This is a genomic window from Brevundimonas nasdae, assembly GCF_019395145.1.
GTDB classification, from domain to species: domain Bacteria; phylum Pseudomonadota; class Alphaproteobacteria; order Caulobacterales; family Caulobacteraceae; genus Brevundimonas; species Brevundimonas nasdae.
Window position 1 is genome coordinate 1,121,174 of sequence record NZ_CP080034.1, and the last position, 17,894, is coordinate 1,139,067.

At 64.3% G+C, this 17,894-nt stretch carries 17 protein-coding genes; 11 read left to right on the forward strand and 6 right to left on the reverse strand.

Annotation, left to right across the window (positions count from 1 at the left end; genetic code table 11):
- Positions 1-47 precede the first annotated feature (47 nt).
- Both cydD and KWG56_RS05500 read left to right on the forward strand, forming a co-directional pair.
- Complete coding sequence (gene cydD, locus KWG56_RS05495) at positions 48-1,658, forward strand: thiol reductant ABC exporter subunit CydD (RefSeq protein ID WP_219354010.1); 1,611 nt, start codon at positions 48-50, stop codon at positions 1,656-1,658.
- A complete protein-coding gene (locus tag KWG56_RS05500; RefSeq protein WP_219354011.1) occupies positions 1,658-3,304 on the forward strand; it encodes an amino acid ABC transporter ATP-binding/permease protein in 1,647 nt (548 codons plus the stop codon). The genes cydD and KWG56_RS05500 overlap by 1 nt, the downstream gene beginning before the upstream one ends.
- Here KWG56_RS05500 and KWG56_RS05505 read toward each other — a convergent pair.
- Positions 3,301-4,038: a cyclic nucleotide-binding domain-containing protein gene (locus KWG56_RS05505; RefSeq protein ID WP_219354012.1), complete on the reverse strand. Its 738-nt coding sequence runs from the start codon at positions 4,036-4,038 to the stop codon at positions 3,301-3,303. The genes KWG56_RS05500 and KWG56_RS05505 overlap by 4 nt on opposite strands.
- Before the next feature lie 107 nt (positions 4,039-4,145).
- Between KWG56_RS05505 and KWG56_RS05510 the strand changes: the two genes are divergently transcribed.
- Positions 4,146-4,556 (forward strand): hypothetical protein, encoded by a 411-nt coding sequence (locus tag KWG56_RS05510; RefSeq protein WP_219354013.1) that lies wholly within the window; start codon positions 4,146-4,148, stop codon positions 4,554-4,556.
- Between the two features lie 4 nt (positions 4,557-4,560).
- On the opposite strand, the gene KWG56_RS05515 is transcribed toward KWG56_RS05510, so the two are convergent.
- Positions 4,561-4,923 carry a hypothetical protein gene (locus tag KWG56_RS05515; protein ID WP_244999659.1) on the reverse strand — a complete coding sequence of 121 codons (363 nt, stop codon included), beginning with the start codon at positions 4,921-4,923 and terminating at the stop codon, positions 4,561-4,563.
- A 78-nt stretch (positions 4,924-5,001) separates the two neighbouring features.
- Entirely contained in the window at positions 5,002-5,517 is a 516-nt protein-coding gene (locus KWG56_RS05520) for a Dps family protein (RefSeq protein WP_244999660.1), read from the reverse strand.
- A gap of 507 nt (positions 5,518-6,024) precedes the next feature.
- On the opposite strand from KWG56_RS05520, the gene KWG56_RS05525 reads away from it, so the two are divergent.
- On the forward strand, positions 6,025-7,653 hold the full coding sequence (locus tag KWG56_RS05525; protein ID WP_219354015.1) for a hypothetical protein: 1,629 nt from the start codon (positions 6,025-6,027) through the stop codon (positions 7,651-7,653).
- Between the two features lie 203 nt (positions 7,654-7,856).
- Entirely contained in the window at positions 7,857-9,095 is a 1,239-nt protein-coding gene (locus KWG56_RS05530; RefSeq protein WP_219354016.1) for a hypothetical protein, read from the forward strand.
- A 238-nt stretch (positions 9,096-9,333) separates the two neighbouring features.
- Here the strand turns inward: KWG56_RS05530 and KWG56_RS18730 are convergent, their stop codons facing one another.
- Complete coding sequence (locus tag KWG56_RS18730) at positions 9,334-11,202, reverse strand: hypothetical protein (RefSeq protein WP_244999661.1); 1,869 nt, start codon at positions 11,200-11,202, stop codon at positions 9,334-9,336.
- 416 nt (positions 11,203-11,618) lie between these two features.
- Here KWG56_RS18730 and KWG56_RS05540 point away from each other — a divergent pair, with 416 nt between their 5' ends.
- The 4 genes from KWG56_RS05540 to KWG56_RS05555 all read left to right on the forward strand — a co-directional run bounded on the left by KWG56_RS05540 (position 11,619) and on the right by KWG56_RS05555 (position 15,017).
- The gene (locus KWG56_RS05540) at positions 11,619-12,971 is read left to right on the forward strand and encodes a DNA sulfur modification protein DndB (RefSeq protein ID WP_219354017.1); all 1,353 of its coding nucleotides are present in this window, start codon (positions 11,619-11,621) and stop codon (positions 12,969-12,971) included.
- 276 nt (positions 12,972-13,247) lie between these two features.
- A complete protein-coding gene (locus KWG56_RS05545) occupies positions 13,248-13,433 on the forward strand; it encodes a YjzC family protein (protein ID WP_219354018.1) in 186 nt (61 codons plus the stop codon).
- A 197-nt stretch (positions 13,434-13,630) separates the two neighbouring features.
- Positions 13,631-13,897: a DUF3892 domain-containing protein gene (locus KWG56_RS05550; RefSeq protein WP_219354019.1), complete on the forward strand. Its 267-nt coding sequence runs from the start codon at positions 13,631-13,633 to the stop codon at positions 13,895-13,897.
- Between the two features lie 136 nt (positions 13,898-14,033).
- Positions 14,034-15,017, forward strand: a complete 984-nt coding sequence (locus tag KWG56_RS05555) for a hypothetical protein (RefSeq protein ID WP_219354020.1) — start codon at positions 14,034-14,036, stop codon at positions 15,015-15,017.
- A 192-nt stretch (positions 15,018-15,209) separates the two neighbouring features.
- Here KWG56_RS05555 and KWG56_RS19035 read toward each other — a convergent pair whose 3' ends face one another.
- A complete protein-coding gene (locus KWG56_RS19035; protein ID WP_219354021.1) occupies positions 15,210-15,620 on the reverse strand; it encodes a nuclear transport factor 2 family protein in 411 nt (136 codons plus the stop codon).
- A gap of 75 nt (positions 15,621-15,695) precedes the next feature.
- Positions 15,696-15,923 carry a response regulator transcription factor gene (locus KWG56_RS05565; RefSeq protein WP_219354022.1) on the reverse strand — a complete coding sequence of 76 codons (228 nt, stop codon included), beginning with the start codon at positions 15,921-15,923 and terminating at the stop codon, positions 15,696-15,698.
- A 461-nt stretch (positions 15,924-16,384) separates the two neighbouring features.
- Here KWG56_RS05565 and KWG56_RS05570 point away from each other — a divergent pair, with 461 nt between their 5' ends.
- Both KWG56_RS05570 and KWG56_RS05575 read left to right on the forward strand, forming a co-directional pair.
- Positions 16,385-16,873, forward strand: a complete 489-nt coding sequence (locus KWG56_RS05570) for an RNA polymerase sigma factor (protein WP_219354023.1) — start codon at positions 16,385-16,387, stop codon at positions 16,871-16,873.
- A gap of 3 nt (positions 16,874-16,876) precedes the next feature.
- Positions 16,877-17,878: a FecR family protein gene (locus tag KWG56_RS05575; RefSeq protein ID WP_219354024.1), complete on the forward strand. Its 1,002-nt coding sequence runs from the start codon at positions 16,877-16,879 to the stop codon at positions 17,876-17,878.
- Positions 17,879-17,894 lie beyond the last annotated feature (16 nt).

Below are 17,894 nucleotides of genomic sequence, written 5' to 3' on the forward strand. Positions count from 1 at the left end.
TTTTGTCCAATGGCGCGCGGCGATGCCGGCGTGCTGGAGTTTCGTGTATGACCGCCGCGTCGCCCCCCGTCCCCCCTGCCGCCGTTCCCCCCGGCGTCTGGCTGAAACAGGCTGGCGCGCCGTGGCGGCGGCTGACCGTGCTGGCGGGGCTGCTGACCATCGCCGACGTGGTCCCCGCCATCGGCTTCGCCGCTGGTCTGGCCATGACGATCTCCAACTTCGCCACGCCTGGCGCCGCCGCACCCTGGTTGGTGCTGGCGGTGATCAGCCTGATCGTGCGCGGTCTGATCGGTCAGGCGGCCACGGTGGTCGGCGCCCGGCTGGGCCGCGCGGTCAAGACCGACGTGCGCCGCAGCCTGCTGACCGACCTGTTCGGGCGCGGCGGGCGCTCCAACGACCGTCTGACCGCCCTCGTCGAGGGTGTCGGCGCGCTGGACGGCTATTTCTCCCGTTTCGCGCCCCTGCGCATGGCGGCGGGCCTGTCGCCCCTGCTGATCATCGCCGCCGCCGCTTTCGCGAGCCCTGTTGCGGCGGGCGTGCTGCTGTTCACGCTGTTTCCCTTCATCGCGGGCATGGCTCTGGCCGGAACTGCAGCAGCGGGCGAGAGCCGTCGCCAGTTTCAGGCGCTGGACCGGCTGTCGGGCCTGTTCATCGACCGCGTCCGCGTCCTGCCCGCCATTCTAGCCTTCGACGCCGTAGGCCGCACCACGACCGAGATCGCCGCCGCCTCGGACGAGCTGGAGAAGCGCACCGCCCGCGTCATGCGCATCGCCTTCCTCTCATCCGGCGTGTTGGAGTTCTTTTCGGCCCTGTCGGTGGCGCTGATCGCCGTCTATTGCGGCTTCAACCTGCTGAAGCTGCTGCCTTTCCCGGTTCCCGAGACGCTGGACCTGTCGCGCGCCTTCTTCGTCCTGGCCCTGGCGCCGGAGGTCTATCAGCCGCTGCGCCGCCTCGCCGCCGCCTATCATGATCGTCAGGCCGCCGAAGCCGCAGCGCCCTCTCTGGTCGTCATAGAAACACAGCCGGTCCGCCCGGTTCAGTTAGGCGCCGCCCCACGCGCCATTCGGTTCCGCGACGTGACCATCGCCTATGGCCCCGCCCCGGTCGTCGCCGACTTCAATCTGGAGATCCGCCCCGGACAGATCGTCGCCCTGGTCGGCGCCAGCGGTGCAGGCAAGTCCAGTCTGCTGCACCTGCTGCTCGGCCTTGCGCCCCTGTCCGGGGGCGATGTCGAGATCGACGGCGCATCGCTCAGCCAGACAGGCGGTTTCGCCGGTCAGGTCGCCTGGGCCAGCCAGAACCCGGTGGTCATTCCCGGCACGCTGCACGAAAACATAGCCATCGCCGATCCATCGGCCTGCGTCACCCGCATTCTGGCCGCCGCCAGCCGCGCCGGCCTGCACGGAGATCTAGACCGCCTGATCGACGAGCGGGGTGGCGGCCTGTCCGGGGGCGAGCGCCGCCGTCTGGGCCTGTCGCGCGCCCTGCTGAAACGCGCCCCGATCCTGTTGCTGGACGAACCCACGGCCAATCTCGACCCAGCCTCTGAACAGGCCATGCTGGACCTGATCCGCGAGGCCGCCGCGGGCCGCACCACCCTGATCGCCACCCACTCCGCCGCCATTGCGGCCCTTGCCGACCGCGTGGTGCAACTGTGATGCACGATCCGAATCGCATCGCTGGCCTGATCGCCGCCCAGGCCCACGCCCAGCGCCAACGCCTGCAGATCGCCGCCGCGGCCGGCGCCGTCGTCTCCGTCGCCGCCGTTTGCCTGCTGGGCCTGTCCGGCTGGTTCATCACCGGCGCCGCCCTGGCGGGTATGGCGGGAATGGCTGCGGTCCAGGCCTTCAACTACATGATGCCCAGCGCCATCATCCGCCTGCTGGCCATCCTGCGCACCGGCGCGCGCTATATCGAGCGGGTTGCGGGACATGAGGCGGCGTTGAAGGCGCTGGCCCGCTTGCGTCCACAGCTGTTCGACGCCCTGGCCTCGGCCCCGCCCGAACGCGCGCTTAGTCTGTCATCCGGCGAAGCCTCTGCCCGCCTGGTGCAGGATGTGGACGCTGTCCAGACCCTGTTCGTGCGCAAGTCCGCACCCTGGGCCCTGGGCGCAGGCGCTGCGTCCAGCGCCCTGCTGGCTGGTCTGGCGTCACCCCTCGCAGGAGGATTGCTGCTCGCCGCCATGACAGTGTCCTGCCTTGGCGTCATGGTCATCGCGCGTCGCCTGTCTGATCCCGCAGGCAAGGAGGCCCAGATCGCCGTGGGCGCCTTGAAGGACCGCCTCGCCGCGCTCGAAGCCGTGGCGCCTGAGCTGAAAGCCTACGACCTCAATGACTGGGCCGTGCAGCAGGCCGCCAGCGCCGCCGATAGGCATGACAGCGCACAGATCGCCCTGACGACATCGGCAGGCTGGATGACGGTGTCGCAGGCGGTCGTGACCGCCGCCGCCCTGGCCGTCGTGGTCTTCGCCACCCTCGGCGCGCCCCTGTCCCTGACCGCGCTCGCCGCCCTGGCGACCATCATGGGCATGGAGTCCGCCGCAGGCCTTGTGGGCGCCCTGCACCAGAACGGCGCAGCGAAGGCAGCCATCGCCCGTCTGGACCAGGCCGCGCCCCAGGTTCTGCCGCATGACGGCACGCGCCCGCCGCCGCCGTCCTTGACCCTCATCGCCGCCAACGCAAATCTGCGCCCGCCCCATCGACTGGGCCTATCGGGGCCGTCCGGCGCCGGCAAGACCACCTTTATCGAACGTCTGATCGGGTTGCGCGACGCTCACCCCGGAGAGGTCGTCATGGGCGGTCTCGACATCGCCTCCCTCAGCCCCGCCACCCGTCGCGCCCGCTTCGCCTACGCCGCCCAGGACGTGCGGCTGTTGAACGGCACGGTGCGCGACAACCTGCTGCTGGCGGGTCCTGGCGGCGATGACACCCTGTGGCGCGTGCTGGAGGACGCGGCTCTGGCCGAGCGCATCCGCGCCGAACCTCTGGGCCTGGATATGCCTGTCGGCGTGAATGGAGAGCGTCTGTCCGGCGGCGAACGTCGCCGTCTCGGCCTCGCCCGCGCCTATCTGCGCACGGCGCCCTGGCTGGTGCTGGATGAACCGACGGAGGGGCTGGACGCCGCGACGGAAGCCCAGGTGCTCAAGGCCCTGGAGCGCCGCTTGGTCGAAAACAAACAGGGGCTGATCCTGGTCAGCCACCGCACGGCGCCGATTCAGATCTGCCAGACCCGTCTGCGGATTGAAGGCATGGCCCAGGACGGGCGTGTTCTGGTGACGCCCGAGCGTCAGACAGCTGTCGTTTAAGCTTCGCCCTCGGCGATGGCCCGCAGGCGTTCCGGCCGGTCCACCAGCATCTCATTCAGCGACAGCAGGCGGATCACCCCCGCAGTCTTCAGCTTGGTCAGGCCCCGGCTGACTGTCTCGATGGTCAGGCCCAGATAGTCGGCCATTTCCGCCCGGGTCATTGGCACGCGGATGTGGCCTGCCTCGGTCGGACGGATCGGATCGCGTTCGGGCAGATCCAGCAGGAAGGAGGCGATCCGTTCCTGCGCCGTCTTGCGCCCCAGCAGCAGCATCTGGTTCTGCGCCGCCGCCAACTCGTGCGTCGCCCGCTCCAGCAGCGCCGTCTCCAGCGCAGGCCGCTCACGGATCAGGGCGCGGTAATCGGCCTTCCTGAACCGGCACAGGGTCGCGTCTTCGATGGCCTCGGCGGAAAACGCATAGTCCTGCCCCGTCGCCAGACCGACGAAATCACCGGCGAACAGGAAGCCTGTGATCTGGCGCCGCCCATCCGGCAGCAGCTTATAGACCCGCACCGAGCCCGAGGTGATGTTGAACAGGTGAACCGCAGACTCGCCCTGGCGAATCAACGCCTCACCGGACTTCAGCGACACCCGCTCGGCGATCGCATCCAGCCCCGCCAGATCGTCGACGCCCAGACTGCTGCACACGCTGAAGGCCCGCGCGCCGCAGGTGGCGCAGACGGAATCGCTCCGGCGGGCGGCGCAGTCGGTCGGCAGTGAGCGGAGTTCCAGCATTTCAGCCTCGCTTAGGGCGCAAGGGTAGGTTGTCGCAACCTTCAGTGCAACGGCTCCGCTTGATTGAGATCAATGCGTCCTCGCGCCCGACGCCTCAAGGTGGCGGCATGAGCAACCTGCAAATCCGCCGTCTGGACGTCCACGACGCTGATGACTCATTCGCCCTGGCACAACTCAGCGACCCGGCGCTGACGCCCGATGCGTGGCGCAGCATCACAGCCGCCGCTGCGGATCAGGCTGGGGTCATCGGCGCCTTCTCAAATCGAACGGTGCGGGCGATCCTGCAATATTCCATCGTCGTCAACGGCGGTGGAGAAAGACTGTTCGTGATCGATGGTCTGGCGGCCTTTGACCTTTTCGATCCCACCACGACGGCGGACGCCCTGCTGGCCGAGGCCCGGCGCCAGGCGGACATCAGTTGCAGCGGCCTGGCCCTTTCGGCCCGCCTGGACGGCGCCCGCATCAATGATGTGCTGCGCTGCGCCGCCGACACGGCGGTTCTGCACCGCGTCTTTTAGGCGTCTAGCGCCGACCGGCGACCAGTTCGTTGCGGACAGACCGGCCCAGCGGGTCACGCGACGGCCAGATGTCGCCGACCGAGGCCTGAACCATCGGCGTGCAGAATCGCGAAATCAGCTGGCGCGGCCGCAATTCGATCAGGCAGACCTTCTGCCCCTCAATGACCCAGCGCCCTGACAGCCGCCGTCCGTCAGACCAGGCGGCGGCATAGGTTCCGTCCGGCTCGAAATAGTGTTTCACCCACTCGCCGCGCGGATAGTGGGAAATGATGGTGTTGCCGAACGCGTCCGACACCCCCGCCTGCGCCGGCGCCGCCATCACGACGGCGCCCAGCAGGGCCAGACAACCCATGTTTGCGATTCGCATCGCCGCCCTCTCCCTCGCCGTCCCTGTCGACCGGTTATTCCCGATCCATAAGTCTTGGCAAGCGAGAGGGTTGCGCGATCAGCCGTTGCCGCGACGGCCGGTTTCAAACAGGAACCAGACGCGACGCTCGGTCTCGTCCGCCCAGTTCTCCAGCAGGCTGGCGGTGGCGATGTCGCCATGCTCGTCGCAGAGGTCGTGGACCTCGCGCATGCGCCCGACCAGGTCATTATTGTCATCACGAAGCTCGGCCAGCATGTCCAGCGGATCAACATAGTCTGCGTCGTTGTCGCTCACCCGCGACTCCTTGGCGATCTGGCCGATCGACCGCAGCGTGGTCCCGCCGATCTTGCGCGCCCGCTCGGCGATCGGATCAGTCATGGCGAACAGCTCAGCCGACTGTTCGTCCAGCAGCAGATGATAGTCGCGGAAGTGCGGACCCGACACATGCCAGTGGAAATTCTTGGTCTTCAGGTAGATGGCGAACACATCGGCCAACAGCCCTGTCAAAGCGGCGGAAATGTCCCGCGTGGCGTCCTCGGACAGGCTGGTGGGCGTTCTCAACGGCGCCAGGCGCTTTTCGCGGGCGGTGACCATGATCATTCTCCTCGGCTTAGAACCTATGGCCTAGCTAAGAACCACGACAGCCGAACGAAAGCCCTGACCTGGGTCAATTCTTCTTATGGATATTATCGAGGGAGACTTTGCCCGCCCCTTCGTGGGGGCGGCGGATGGCTGGGGAACTAGGACTCGAACCTAGAATGACGGTACCAAAATCTGAAATTTCCGACGACAATTCCGACACTTAGACTGGAAAACCCTCAGATATTAAACCACGCAAAGTCAATACCTTAGAACTCGGATGTAAAACTATTGAAGTCCGTGGTCGGCATCTTCGACCGCCACCCGCCACGGTGCCATGCCGCAGCAGTTCAGGCGATCCATCGGTCACATCATGCCGCCGTGGCCGGGGCGGCGACCGAGGCTCGCGCCGCTTGTTCGGACGGGCGCAAGACTCAGAGGGCACCTCGCCGACCCATGACGACTGCTCCTGGAATATCCTCGCCTTCGGCGACGGTTGGCTTGCCGAGCAGGGAACACTATGTGAACATCTCCGGTCGTGTGAAGGTCAGCCTGATGTCAGCCAACGCTTCTGCACCCCGCTATTCCAAGCTCGCCGAGACCGCCTTCGAAGATCATTGCCACGCAGTCGGCGCGATCTGTAACCGGGTTTCGGACGACCAGACCGGCTGGGACTATCTCGTTGAGTTCCAGCCCATGGATGACCCGGACACGCCGCATGACCTACGCCCAGCGCCGCAAAAGGTCTTCGTGCAGGTCAAACACTCGACCCGGGAGCCGCGAGAGACGGAGCTCAAACTCTCCAATGCGCTGCGTTACTGCGAAGGCGCGGATGCGTGGTTCGTGATGTTCTTCGCTTACCGGGCCGGCGCAACGAGGCCCTACGCCGCCTATCTCCATCACGTCTGGAAGCCCTTGATGGCAGAGACACTTCGCGCGAGCCGCCAAGCCCATGTCACAGGAAAGAAGTTGAACAGGGTCAGGTTGCCGTTGCGTTTTAATGCCGCCGAGAAATGCTCCGGCAATCCGCTGGACGACATCCTGTCCACCCTCCGCACGATCGGACCGGCTTACGGCCAACAGAAGAAGCAGGTTGCCGCGGGACTCGGTTATGAGGACGGTCCGGCAGCGACCGGATCGATCACTCTGGCGGAGGGCGTGACTGAATCCGAGCTAGTCGACCTGATGCTGGGTATCCGCGACAGCATCCCGCTCGACGGTTTCAAGATCGTCGATCAGCGCTTCGGCATTCCCTTCAGCCGCACGCTCAAAGGTCCGGCGACGCTGTCGGTCACGCCTCAATCATCGAAGACCTGCTTAGTCACCTTGCGCAGGACCAGCAGCAACGAGGAAGTGTCCTGGCCGGGACAGATCCTCGTCCCCGGCATCCCGGACCTGGCGAGGGAACATCAGCGGATGCGTATCCTCGCTGGCGCGATCGAAATCCTGCTGCAACCCGATGGCACGGCTAATTTCAACTGGTCGATGCCGATTGAACGGCGCCAGCCGATCGCCGAGCTCAGCCGCCAACTCGCCTTTCGCAGTTGGGCGGATGAAGGCGACCTAGAATTGGAGATCTGGGCCGACGGTCGCTGCCTGACCGTCGCCAACATGACGCTGAACGAGGCGGAGCCAGAAAGAGCGCCGTTCTGGGCAGATGTGCAGCGCGCCTTCGCCACGCTGATGTCGATCGCGCCAATGGAGCGCGTGCCGCCCAGCCTCGAGATTTCGCTCGGCGAACTGGTCGATGAGCTGGACGAGATGCTTGAGTTTTCGCAGCATCTCGACGGTGCGCCGGGCGACATGACAATCAAGATGAGTGGCCCGCCGCTGCACGACATTGGCAACACCCGGCGCCTGATCATGCCGCTCTGCTACGAACTGGCCGATCACGCCTTCATCGCCGTGGTTGAACGAACTGTGGCCGGGGTCCGCCAAGAGGACATGACGATCATGCTTGAAGTGCGAGAGTCGCGCACGCTTCGCGGCGCGATCATGCCCGGACGCGCCGAGGATCACCGCCTCTTCATTTCCCAGCAAGTGGAATGGGCGGAGAAGCGGGCCAGCGGCGGCGACGGTCAAGTGATGTCCGTGCGCATGTCCCTTTCGGACTCCGGTACTCGGTCGCAGGCACGTGGTGCTGCCGCCTAAAGTAGCGCGGCCCGTCGGGATCGGACGCATCGATCTTGCGTCGGGCCGGCGACTCGGTAAATTCGCTTCGCTCTCGGCAGGAGTTCGCCGCCCGCGTGGCGAAGCTTAACCGCACTGTCTTAGACGTTGCTGCACCATGCCCTTTTCGTGGCCATGGGAAGCGTTAGCGGGCGACGCTTCTTTCATGGCCATCGGAGAAGGTCATGACTACCCACTATCCCACCCTGAAAAGCCTCAAGCGAGCTGCAATCAAGCTGAAGCGCGAGAGCGGCCTCACACATAGCGCAGCGCTCGAACGGATCGCGAGGACAGCAGGATTCGGAGACTTCCATGCGGCGACGCAGTGGTTCGCCCCTCCCTCAAAACCCGGCCCCGCGGGGCACGTCGTCACGATTGTAGAGACCTGGCGGAGCCCCTCCACAGGCACCGGGGGCACGCTCACGCGGACCGTCACATTGACGGTTGCGCTCGGAGACCTCGTCAAGCCGCATCAACTCGCCGGCTATCTCGGCGGCTGCAAGCTGAGAGGGCTGAACACGCTCGTCGGCTTCGGCGACTCGCCTGATGCCGAGGAGGCGTTGCTCGCGATCGAACGGTTGGGTCGAACCCTGCAGTTCATGGCAGCGACCGGCCTCAAACCCACGGAAAGCCTACGTCGTTACCCGGGCGGTCGGTGGGCAAACCGCCCGCCTGGGACGGATCATGACAAGGGGTGGTATCATCCCGAGACTGGCAGCTATGTCCTCACCGAAGAGCCTTATCCCGGTCGGCTCGAGAGCCATCGACGCGAGCGTGCAGCCTGGGCGCAAAACCATGGCTGGCGTACCGTTCGGGCGCCGGGGCCGAGCCTGCTGGGCCGGGGGACTGAACTCTATCTGAACGCGCCGACTGCGGGCGGGGTCGATGTCATCGCCTTGGCTACGCTGATCGGCGGGACGGGCCAGGTCGCCGACGCCGACACACCGCCCAAATGCGGACTGGGTGAGGCCCAGGTTCGCGGCGAATTTGGCCGCCCACCCCTGCCCACCTTGCCCGGCATCGAGACGTTCGAAATGTCGCCCGAACTTGCCGCGGCACTTGAGCGACAATATGCGCTCGACCGCGCTGAGGCCGGACCTCGCGCCCCCGAACCGTCGATCCTTCACCGGGGCGTGGAGGTCGCCAGCCGATGGTCGATCGCGCGAGAGCTAGAGACGATGATGCAGATCGTCGACGCGGTTCCCGGCCGGGTCCGCCCTCGGATCTTGTCGATCTGGTGCGATTCAAAGGCTCCGGCCTACTATGTCGTGACGATGCGGCCGGATCTCTGGACCGAGGGACTGGAGGAGGCTGTGTTAACGGCGACACTCGCGGTCACGAAGGGCTTCAACGGTCTCGACATCGACACAGGCGCCCGCACGATCGCCCTTGGCGCGGAGTGGCCGGGCGAGGAAGGCATCTAGTCTGTTCGGACGGCGGCGGCGGAGCTAACCCACCAGATCCGCCACACCTGTTTCGTGACGAAGGTGCCGCCCTGATCGGCAGCACTGTAACCTGCTACGCGTGGCGCCGCCGAAACGGCACCAGAACGTGACCCAAAAGGACACCACGGTCTTTCAGTTGATAGAACACGTCGCGTTGGGCTCCGGCGGGATTTTCACTCACGTCGTCGGAGCCGCGCAGACCGACGATTGCTTCGACTCACGCGGCCCAGACCTCATTGAGAAGCTTTGCCGCAAGCGCAGCTTTATCCTGCGGCAGGAAGCGACCGTAGTGGGCAGCGACCGTCGCAGGTGTGTCCTGGATGGCGTAGCTCGCCTGCTCGTACGAACCCGTCAACTTGAGCACGTGGGTCGCGAGGACATCACGCACGCTGTGCGGACCGTGTGAAAGAAGCCCACTGATCGCCCCTCTCTCGGTCCAAGGGTTGAAGATCCCATAGCGTTGGATCGTGATCCGCCAGGCCTCATAGAACCCTGACTGGCTAAACTCTGCGCTGCGGCTGGTGACTTTGACCGTTTTGACGAAAAAGGTTTCGGGGTCGGCGGCGCCTTTGAGAAGCGCGGGACGATGGTTGGCGAGGTAGTCCTCGATCCAACCGTAAAGGCCACCCAGGTCGGGGAGGACGAGACGATAGGGCCGCTTCGAAAAATACGCTGAGCCAGCATTCTTGAAAGCGACGTAAGGGATGAAAACCTCCCATCCATCATCACGCTCCGACCAGCGGAGTTCGCCGCGCTTTCGCCGCTCCAATTCGCGCTCGCTTCGGGGTTTGGCGCCCCCGAGACAGACCAGCAACTCTCGAAGGTTCTTCTGCCGAAGACCGAGGTGAAGACCGAAGCGGATCATCAGGAACGACCGGATGGCCTCCGCCGCCTGCCTCGGGTGCCGGCGACGGTCCGGAACTCTCGCGAGAATTTCTTCAGCGATCTTTCGGTACTCGCCGACGGGAGATTGCGCCTCTAAGATGGGTAGGATGGGCTCGAAGGGATCCCGATGTATCCGCGCAACTCTAGAGATCTCCTTGTATCGCGCGAGTGTGTGGCGGTGTGCTCTTTCGCAAGCGGCCGGCCAATCGGCTTGGGCGCGTTCCACATCTCCCGATGTGATGAGGCCTTCGATCGGCTCGACGGCCTCAATCAACGACGGTCGCTGTCGGATCCATCCAGTCCGCTCGCGGGTGAACGCCGCGCCGAGCAGAAGCATCTCAGCCTCCCATCCCGCGAAAAAGCCCCTCCTCTGCTCTCGCCACTGGACGTACCAATCCCAAACAGTCGGGAAAACAAGAAGCCCAAGTGTGAGGCGTCCACGCGCCAATCCGAAGCCTTTGACCGGACCGTCTACGGGAGCGGCCAGCGCCCCCAGCATCAAGGCGAGATGCTCTGTTCGCTGAACCGCCGTCGCCTCGCCCCAAACGCCGGACCGCTCTGAGCCGATTTCGGTCAGGGTGTTAGATTTAAAGCGGACGAGGTCCGCCATCTCCGTCTTCAATCGTGCGGGTGCCTGAAGCCAGCAAGGGCCGTTTCCATCGAACCGGAGCCCGAACTTGTGACGGGACATTTCGGACTGGTAGCGACGGAACTCGGTCCCCCCGCTCAAAACGCGCGTCCGAACCCAATCGAGGATCTTGGCCTGTTCCAAAGGACTACGGGCCTGAAAATCATCCGGCAAATGCCAGGCAAGGCGCCGAGATTCTGCCGAGCCAACATGCTTTGGGGCATGGCCGACCAACGCCCGCCACCGCCCCATGCGCCGGTCGAAGTATCCGGGATCAAGCCGATAGCGGCGCTCAATTGCCGCCAGCACCGCGAGGCTATTCGGCGTCTGCGGAGTCTTGGCCCCTGTTCGCCACGCGGTGATCGCATGGGGATCGATCTCTAAGCCGCAGGCGAGGATCGCCTTTCTGAGCCGATAGGTCGTGTCGCCGTGACGCCGCATCTGAACATCAAGGGCGTGGTGAAAGTCCCCAGGATCGGCGGTGACCTCCCAAAGAGGAACAGGATGAAGAACCACGGGATCGGGACGACGACCGCGACGTGGTGGCGACAGAGGGACTTGAACGGCAGACAAGTGGAACTCCCGTGGCGGCATCGCCGCACATCAAACGTCAAGAGACGCGCGCCGCCGCCAAAACCCCTCAATGCGGCACTGATGTGGAGTTGGGCGAGCCCGCGCCCGCCTCTCTTGATCCGGAACTTCTGCGAGACCGCCCCCATCCAGCGCCTGCTCGGGATACAGGATATTCGGGACGATCGGTCCATCACACCGCAACGTGGCAGAGCCTGGACGGCCGCGCCACCCAGGCCGAGGGCTGCTGCAGACAATGGCTCACACCAACTGCATTACGGCCCGCTTCACGCAACCGCATGATTCCGTTACGAATTAAAACAGACTTCGCGAACCTACATCTACGAAGTTGCAACGAAGTTCGTTTCGCGGTAGAGACTGACCGTCCCCCCTGATTTGGGCGGGAGCGAGAGGCGCGGATGGCAAAATTTACCAAGAATGTTGTGATCGGGGAAGTTCACCGCGTGAAGCGTCCCTTCATCGGTCCCGTGTATGTCGGCCGCATCACGATCGGCGACTTGGCCGACGCGCTGATCGGCGGCGACGTCAAGTACGCTCCCAAATACCAGCGTGGGCTGAAAGGCTCAGACGATAACGTTTATGACTCCGAAACGCTCGTCGACATCCACTCCGACACCTTGCTGATCGAATCCAAGCGAGCCCAAGCCATGGCCGCAAAGTATCTGATCGCTCTAGCAGGCGACGGCAGCCGGATGCTGTTCAACCCCGACATCATCTGGAACGCCCGCCTCGAGCCGAACCGCCCGCCGGCCGAATATGACAAGGGCAAGCGCACTTTGACTCTCCACTCGAGCATCACCGTGCCCGACAGCGCCCACCGCCACTACGCCTACTATTTACTGAAGCAGTGGTCGGACAACCCAGACACAGTGCCGGACGAGGTTGTCATTGCCGAAGACGGCGAAGCCGTCGATCACGACGATCTGGTGAAATATCTGGAGGGCTTCGATCCGTATGACGACGAAGAAAGCTCGGTCTTGGTCGAGATCTTCAATGTCCCTCGTGACCTCGAAGGCAAGCTGTTCGACGAGTACAATGTCGAGGGCAAGAAGCCCTCGAACTCCGCCTCCATCGACATGTTCTCCGACAAAACCGCCAGTCGCCGCTTTGTGGCCGAGATGCAGAAAAAGTGCGACATCTTCGGCCCCAGCGAGATCGAAACCCGCGCTAACACCATCGCTGCGGGGTCGCGGAAAATCACAACGGTCTCGACCCTCGATGTCGCCATCAAGCCCTTCAACAAAAAGCTGCTCGGCCTCGAGAAGCAGCGTGACGCATACGCCAACCTGACGTCATTCTTCTGCGAGTTCTACCAGGAGTGGGCCAAGCACTATCCAGAGTTCCTTCCCACCGCCTCGGGTAAGGTCCGGCAGGACTTGCGCAAGACCTCGTTCGCCATGTCGAACATCATGTTTTTCCCGATGTTTCGCCTGGCTTTTGAGATTTGGGAAAGCCACCGCATGCGTCAACTGGACTGGCGCGAGACGACCGATTGGCGCGATGGCTTGAAGCGCTTGGCCGGAGACGTCGAAGTCCTGCGTGCTGACGGGCCAATCAAGGTGCCCTTCATGGCTCGCGACAGCGACGATCCCTATCAAGTTGGCAATCCGGGTTGGCAGGGCAAGATTCTGGTTCAGAAGTTCGATGGCCAGGGCAAGGCTCAGGGCTGGAGCCTCAGCAGCACCCGCCAGACCCGCGACACCGCCTACCACTATCTGGTCGAGACCGCAGGCATCGCCCTGCCGAAATGACCCCACCTCGCCAGATCCTCGCCATCCCCTTGAAAGGAGCCCACACGACCCGGACATGACCGAAACGATCTTCATCTCCCCAGACCCGCATGATGCGGGCGCCGGAGATGGCTGGAGAGGAGACGGACCCAAGTTTTCTGAGGACCGGACCGCCTTCCCCTCCCAACGACGCTGACGCGACGCTGCGGAAATTTTCCTAGCAGGCCCTGCACACCGCGCAAAGGCCGCGCCCCGTAGCGCCCTCAGCTTTCTGCAACGACAGCTTAGGAGGGCATCATGCCCAAGCAACTCCCGCCGGGTTCGAACACCGGCCCCAACGGCGGCATCTATCAGGAACGCGGACCGCGCGGGGGCCCGCGCCCCAACTATGCGACGGTGCCGGACAACACTCGGCTCCCGCCGACCTCGCAACCGGGGTCGACCTGGTCGCCGACCCACCGCACGCCCAATAGCAAGCGCTAGGGGGCGACGATGTACGAACGCCCCGACCGCCCGCACTTCCCGGCGCACCCGACCCGCCCCGAGACGCCGCCCTTCCGGCCGACGTTCCCGGACCGGCCGTCCACGCCGACGATCCCGCGCCCGCGCTGACGCCTCCGGCGACGCCGGTCCGCCGGCGTCGCCGCCCTTCTTTCAAATCGCATGAAGTGAGACAAACAATGACAGACATTCGCGTCACCTGCATCACCAAGCCCGCTCGCGACAGCAAGCACGACGCCATCACCCACCTCGGCGGGGCCGGATGGAAATGGACCAAGGCTCAGGTCATTGCCTCGATCGAGGCCAAGGCAAACACCTTCCACACCTTGGTCAATGGCAATCGCGGTGACATTGGCGTCGTCAATGGAGCGACCGGCAAATACCTGCGCACCTACGCCGATGGCCAGTGGAACGACAACCTGCTGTCCCTCCCCGAATGCCCCTAACGCTCGAGGCGACGCGGACTGCGGTCCGCGTCGCCTCCCCTTTCGCAACCGGACAACCTCAAACCGCCGGCGACTAAGACCGGAACCCGTGCCCAGTCGCCCACCGAGGGCGCCGCCTGTTACAGTGGAGCGTAGCGTGCTGCCTCTTTCGAAAATCGACGAAGCTAGACTCGCCGCTGTCGTCGACGCCGCCGTCGCCACAGGCCTTGCCCACAGCATTGTGCTTGGACGCCGCCCCAATGATGAGCCCGAAGCCGTTCTCGCCGTTTTCTCGAACCTGGTCACGGCCCAACCGGCCTGGACGGCGATCTTGGCGCCGCTCGGCCTGAGGGTCGAGATGCATGGCGCCTTCATCCACGGAACACCCCAGGTAACCTTCCATCCGCACAAAACCCCGAACGACCGGTGTGAACTCGGCGACCTGATGATCGTGATCGACGACCGTCGCCACGGCCACGACGACCGGCGCGCGCTCATTATCCAGGCGAAACTGGCCTCGGGGCCAAGCCTTTCCCTGACCAGTCCCGGCGACCTGAAGCAACTCGACCTCAACATGAACTGGCCACCGTTTGAGTTCGTGCCGTCGGCCTACAGCATCCCGCCCCACCCCTCGCCCTGGGATTTCCGTGATCGGAATGCGCCCGGACACGTCCATGAAAGCAGCGCCTACGGAGCTGTTGATCTCGCCGGCCGAACCTGGGAGCAGCATGTCCCATCCACGCCGATGACCATGGGAACAGGAGAGAGCCTCGGCGTCACCGCCGGCAAGATGTTGGTCGGCGTGGGAGGTCGGAAGGCCGAGATCCCGAGCGCCTCCGGTGCAACTTGCGCTGACGACTGGTCCGAAACCGTCGAACGCGTGCTGCGCAAGTCCGCCAGCGCGATCACCAGCAAGCGCCTTGGCGGCACGGCGCGCGCGTGGAGCCTCTGGGTGGACACCGGACCGGCCAGCGGCTTCGTCGTCGCAGAAGACTACGCGCGCCACGTGATCGGACGCTATCTGCCGCCCCCGGACTCCACAGAGGAAGACGACGGAGACGGCGGCATGTCCACCTTCCACGTCGTCATTTCCTCGGCTGACGATCGCCCCGATCGCGGCACTGGTACGCTCCGCGACTGAACCCGACCCCCGCAGACGCCTGCAGCGCGCCGATCACCGTTGCTGACGGGTATAGGGACCAACCTCAACATCTGATCAGGACCACTTGTCCAGCCAAGCAGGACGTCCTCATTTTCATTGTTGCTTTGGCTCGCATAAATGCGTGCAGAGATACTCAGGGCACAGTCGAGCGAACGCCACTCAATCCGGGCGTTACCAACGACCAGCCCGTAAACGGCTACACAGCGCCCGGTCCGCCTCTGACGTCGCCCTTAAATCGAGATAGGTTCGCCACTCCGCGATAAGGTCGTCTCTGAATTGGTAGACCGTCATACCATCCAACCGCACCGGGGGACCGCCGGGCCGACCGAGCTCCCAGTTCTGATGAGCGATCACAATCGATCCTGTCGACACACATTTAATCAGGCCGATTCCTAAGCGCTCGTAGGTGGCGAACATCCGGCGCCACAGGCTACTAACGACACCCCGCCCTGAGATCTCGAACGATCCCTCAACGGCGTAGAGCACGTCGTCAGCGAGCCAAGTTGGCAGCTTCGCCTGATCATGGGCGTTCACATCCGCGAGAAGCGCGCGGAGACGATGCGAGGACGGGCCGTCTGGCATGCAAAAACGCTACCACAGCGCGACAGCTCCAGTCTTGATTAATGAGAGAACTGATACGTGCTCGGATTATCTCGTTCATTGTAAGGGATCGATCAGGCCACACCGCACCGCTGCGGCGACAGCCTCAATTCGGGTCCGAACATGCAACTTGGCGCAGGCTTTCGAGAGGTAGCTTTCGACAGTCCGACCAGACAGTCCGAGGATGGCGCCGACATCAGACGCGCTCTTTCCTCGACTGACCCACTCGAGGCATTCACGTTCGCGCCCCGAAAGACTTTTTCCGCTAGGGACCTGACAGCTCATCGGATTCTCCTTTCGTCACCAAGAGAGTACCGATTGGAAACCGCCCGTCCAACGCAGGTAGTTTGCGGTAGGGGCGCTGAATTCTTGCGGGTTGAGACAACTTGACACCAGCTTGCGACCAGCCTCCTTGGCGCCTAAAACGACACCGTCGGGCGCCGCGATATAGGATCTACCTGGGAGCCGGGAGCCATGCGAATGGCGGCGGCGGGTGGATCTGAAGCAGCGGGTCTCTTCGCAGAGATTCCAACGCCCGACTCCCACGCTTGCACCTGACCCCGAGTTGATTCATGCTTCGGTCGTCGGCCTTCGGCCGATGGGGCGTGGAATCCCCTTCTGCGATGTCATTTAAAATGCTGACAGGACGCGCCTCGGCGCGCCCAAGGCGATTCGTCCGGCCGCATGCGCGCCGCTGGCGCCCGCCGTCGCCTGGATTCCCGTCCGATACAGTCGGGAGAGCAGCAGTGACGGATGCGAAGGAGTTGGATGCGGCGACCACGCGAAGCCTCAATGGCCTTTATCGCGGCCACGCGGCCTGGCTCGCCCGCGCGTTGCGGCAGCGACTGGGCGCTGAAGACGCCGGGGATCTCGTCCACGATACCTATCTGCAGATCCGCCCATATCTGCGCGACGAGATCCGCCATCCCAAGGCGCTGCTATGGCGCATCGCACTCAATCTGCTGCGCGACCGAAAGCGTCGAGAGGCTGTTCGGCTGACCCATGCGAAAGGTGTTAGCGAGATCGGATCGGTTGCTGCGCCGCAGTTCGACACGCTCCTTCTAAAGGAGCTCATCAAGTCCATGCCTGAAGCTGCGCGAGATGTCTTCGTCCTCGCCCGATTTGAAGGTATGACTCAACCGCAGATCGCGCAGGCGCTCGGGATCAGTCTGGCCACCGTCGAACGTCGCATGGCCATGGCGCTCCAGCACTGTTCGGCGGCATTGAACGACTAGGCCATGCACATGACGTCCGAAACGGAGATCGAAGCCCGGCGACGGGAGGCTGCACATTGGTTCGCGAAGCTGAACAGCACGCGGATCGAGACTCGCGACGTTCACGCCTTCAGCGCCTGGAGGCATAACCCGCTCAACGCGCAAGCCTATGACGATCTTGAAGCCCTCTGGTCGGCGACAGGCGCCCTGTCGGGGGACAAGGACGTCCGGGCGATCAGGCGCGAGACCCTCGGTCGAGTGCCGCGTGGACCGTCACGCTGGACCACACGACGTAAGTGGGGACCGCCACTCGTCGGCCTCGCCTGCATCGGTCTGGCCGCGACCCTACTCACCCTCCACTTCTCAGGCCGTGCGGAGCATTACTCGACGGTGGTCGGAGATCGCCGGGAGGTGCGGCTCGCTGACGGATCCGACCTAACCCTGGATACAGCCTCGACGGTCACCGCGAAGCTGACGGGGCGAGAACGCGTGATCCATCTCGAGACGGGCCAAGCCTATTTCGCCGTGCAACGTGACGCCACGCGACCCTTCCGGGTCGTCGCCGGCGACGTTGAGGTGATCGCTATCGGGACGGCGTTCGAGGTTCGCCGCCTCGGGCCGGATGTGGAGGTCGTGCTCGCCGAGGGGCGGGTTCGGGTGGTGGATCGCGCCCGTCGACGCGAGTGGTCCCTCTCGCCCGGCCAGAAGTTGAACACCCGTTCCGCCCGTCCAACGCCCGTCCAGGCCGACGTGATCGCGGAAACCAGCTGGCGCGAAGGACGACTGATCTTCCATCACAAACCTCTGGCGGCGGCGATCGCAGAGGTGAATCGGTACAGCACGCGTCACATCATCCTTGAAGCGTCCGCGCTGTCCTCTTCCCCGTTGAGCGGAGCGTTCGACGTTGGCGATCTCGATGGGTTCGCGGCAGCCCTGGGGGAGATCTATCCCGTCGTGATCGAGACGCGTGGAGCCGACCTGATTGTCGTCACGGCGCCTCGCGCTGAAAAATCGTCTCTCCCCTGAGGGGTTATTCCACCTC

Bases quoted from the DNA above. Each gene is read 5' to 3' on its own strand.
- cydD (WP_219354010.1), top strand. From the start codon at position 48: ATGACCGCCGCGTCGCCCCCCGTCCCCCCTGCCGCCGTTCCCCCCGGC.
- KWG56_RS05500 (WP_219354011.1), top strand. From the start codon at position 1,658: ATGCACGATCCGAATCGCATCGCTGGCCTGATCGCCGCCCAGGCCCAC.
- KWG56_RS05505 (WP_219354012.1), bottom strand. From the start codon at position 4,038: ATGCTGGAACTCCGCTCACTGCCGACCGACTGCGCCGCCCGCCGGAGC.
- KWG56_RS05510 (WP_219354013.1), top strand. From the start codon at position 4,146: ATGAGCAACCTGCAAATCCGCCGTCTGGACGTCCACGACGCTGATGAC.
- KWG56_RS05515 (WP_244999659.1), bottom strand. From the start codon at position 4,923: ATGCGAATCGCAAACATGGGTTGTCTGGCCCTGCTGGGCGCCGTCGTG.
- KWG56_RS05520 (WP_244999660.1), bottom strand. From the start codon at position 5,517: ATGGTCACCGCCCGCGAAAAGCGCCTGGCGCCGTTGAGAACGCCCACC.
- KWG56_RS05530 (WP_219354016.1), top strand. From the start codon at position 7,857: ATGACTACCCACTATCCCACCCTGAAAAGCCTCAAGCGAGCTGCAATC.
- KWG56_RS05540 (WP_219354017.1), top strand. From the start codon at position 11,619: ATGGCAAAATTTACCAAGAATGTTGTGATCGGGGAAGTTCACCGCGTG.
- KWG56_RS05545 (WP_219354018.1), top strand. From the start codon at position 13,248: ATGCCCAAGCAACTCCCGCCGGGTTCGAACACCGGCCCCAACGGCGGC.
- KWG56_RS05550 (WP_219354019.1), top strand. From the start codon at position 13,631: ATGACAGACATTCGCGTCACCTGCATCACCAAGCCCGCTCGCGACAGC.
- KWG56_RS19035 (WP_219354021.1), bottom strand. From the start codon at position 15,620: ATGCCAGACGGCCCGTCCTCGCATCGTCTCCGCGCGCTTCTCGCGGAT.
- KWG56_RS05565 (WP_219354022.1), bottom strand. From the start codon at position 15,923: ATGAGCTGTCAGGTCCCTAGCGGAAAAAGTCTTTCGGGGCGCGAACGT.
- KWG56_RS05575 (WP_219354024.1), top strand. From the start codon at position 16,877: ATGCACATGACGTCCGAAACGGAGATCGAAGCCCGGCGACGGGAGGCT.